The organism is Bacteroides sp. MSSM.1001136sp1_RTP21357st2_D2_RTP21359_211015, assembly GCF_040913205.1.
GTDB lineage: Bacteria > Bacteroidota > Bacteroidia > Bacteroidales > Bacteroidaceae > Bacteroides > Bacteroides ovatus.
Genome location: NZ_JBDFVF010000085.1, coordinates 1 through 1,314, shown reverse-complemented (window position 1 = coordinate 1,314; position 1,314 = coordinate 1). Strand labels below are relative to the sequence as shown.

Below are 1,314 nucleotides of genomic sequence, written 5' to 3'. Positions count from 1 at the left end.
CATTGTATAATTTTTAATCGTTATATATTTGCATAAAGTTTCAACATCAAAGTGTGGAATAAGACCGATGTTTCCTTGGTCATAAAGGCCGTGAGTTATGTTTCGTCCCCACACTTTTACATCAGAAACCGGATAGTTCAATGGGCTTTCGACCCCGTATTCGCAATGATGGCTCACGATGTACAGATGTTGTCGTTCAATAAATCATTAAGACTATGACCTACGTTGGAATTGATGTCAGCAAGGCGACTTTCGTAGTTGCTTATTCTTCTGCCAAGAGCAGCAAGACCAAAACATTCAAGAACACTACCAAAGGCGTTCATGAGTTCATTCAAACCTTGTCAGCCAGTGAGCATCATTGCGTGCTGGAAGCAACCGGCAATTACAGTTCCCTGCTCGTCTATCTTCTTTCGCAAGTGGGAATCACTGTCAGTTTGGAGAATCCTCTCAAGATAAAGAATTTCGCCCGTGTGATGCTTTCCGTCACCAAGACGGATGAAACGGATGCACGTCTGATAGCTCTTTACGGAGAGAAGATGCAGCCTGCCCCTTATAGGCTTCGTAGCGATGCCATTCTCACCTTGAAGCAGAAACGGACAGTCATACGTCAACTCAAGAAGCAACTTATAGCCACCCGTAACTTGAAAGGTTCCATGGAAGCACTTCCCTTCTTCGACCCCAAGTGCAAGAAAGCTATTGAAAAGACAATCGCTTTCCTTGAAAAGCAAGTCAAGAACTTGGAGGAGGAACTGGCGGTTTTGGCACAATGCGAGTACAAGAAACAGATGGACTTGCTCATCTCTATCAAAGGTATCGGTGTCACGCTGGCGGCAGCCTTGATAATGGCTACGGGAGGCTTCACGTACTTTGATAATGCCAAGCAACTCACCCGATACTTGGGCTTATCTCCTACTTACCAACAATCCGGTACGTCAGTCAATGTCAAAGGTCACATCAATCGCAACGGTGATTCTTCCTTACGTGGTCAGCTTTATATAGCTGCCATGGCATCTCTGCGATGCAATGCCGAATGCAAGGAATGTTTTGACCGATTGCGTTCTAACGGCAAGCCGGGAAAAGTGGCGGTTGTTGCAGTCGCCAACAAACTCGTAAGGCAAGCCTTTGCGGTAGTCTCTCAAGAAAAGCCATATGTCGATGGATTCAAGTCTGAAAAGCCATAATAGCTCCTGCGGAGGGAACGCCATGCGGCAAGGGGCTACGCAGTCAGCCCCGACGAGCTTCCGTGAATGAGATAATTGCATATTTATGCTAATTATCGTTAACCGTAGTCAGTTTTCGTATTATAGTTCATAA

The 1,314-nt window shown here is 45.6% G+C and carries 1 protein-coding gene; it reads left to right on the top strand.

The features are described from left to right. Positions 1-215: 215 nt before the first annotated feature. Complete coding sequence (locus AB5217_RS24845; RefSeq protein WP_032568652.1) at positions 216-1,181, top strand: IS110 family transposase; 966 nt, start codon at positions 216-218, stop codon at positions 1,179-1,181. Positions 1,182-1,314 lie beyond the last annotated feature (133 nt).

Coding starts and splice junctions, on each gene's coding strand:
- AB5217_RS24845 (WP_032568652.1), top strand. CDS start 216: ATGACCTACGTTGGAATTGATGTCAGCAAGGCGACTTTCGTAGTTGCT.